Annotated in this window: 1 protein-coding gene; it reads left to right on the top strand. The window is 62.7% G+C overall.

Annotated elements, in window-relative coordinates:
* Window positions 1–820, top strand: an 820-nt coding sequence (locus AOA59_RS00240) for a hemagglutinin repeat-containing protein (protein WP_178076217.1), incomplete at both ends; no start/stop codon positions are given.

Below are 820 nucleotides of genomic sequence, written 5' to 3'. Positions count from 1 at the left end.
AAGGCGAGGGCTACCAACTGCGCAACGACGTGGCCAGCGACGCCTCGCGCTTCGAAGCCACCGACACCCTCAAGCTCAACGCCGGGCGCGATGTACTTAACGTCGGCAGCGACCTCAAGGCCGGTGGCAACGCCAGTGTGACCGCCGGGCGCGACGTGGTGATCGCCAGTCAGACCGAACAGGACGACTACGCCTACCAACGCCGCCGCGTCAAAGGCACCGAGCAAACCACCCTGCAATACGGCTCGAACGTGGACGTGGGCGGCAACCTCGCCATCGACGCCCGCCGCGACATCGCCGTGGTCGCCAGCACCGTCAGCGCCGCCAAAGACCTCAGCGTCAAAGCCGGCGAAAACCTGACCCTGGCCGCCGCCAACGAACAACACGACTACTCAAAAGGCAAAAAAGGCGGCACCAAAACCACCACCCAACTCGACACCGTCACCCAACAAAGCGCCGAACTCAAAGCCGGCGGCGACCTCATCGCCATCGCCGGCACCGACCTGACCCTGGTCGCCAGCAAAATCAGCGCCGGCAACGAAGCCTACGTACACGCCGACAACGAACTGAGCCTGCTGGCCGCGCAAGACAGCAACTATTCGCTGTACGACATGAGCAAAAAGGGCGGTTGGGGCAGCAAGAAAACCCAGCGCGATGAAGTCACCCAGGTGACGAATGTGGGGAGTGAGATCAAGACCGGTGGCGACCTGACGTTGCAGAGCGGCGGGGACCAGAAGTATCAAGCGGCGAAGCTCGACAGTGGCGGGGATATTGCGATTGTCAGTGGTGGGGCGGTGACGTTTGAGGCGGTGAAGGATTT

It is taken from the genome of Pseudomonas sp. 2822-15 (assembly GCF_002742515.1).
Classification (GTDB): Bacteria; Pseudomonadota; Gammaproteobacteria; order Pseudomonadales; family Pseudomonadaceae; genus Aquipseudomonas; species Aquipseudomonas salomonii.
This window is presented reverse-complemented; position numbering and strand designations above follow the sequence as displayed.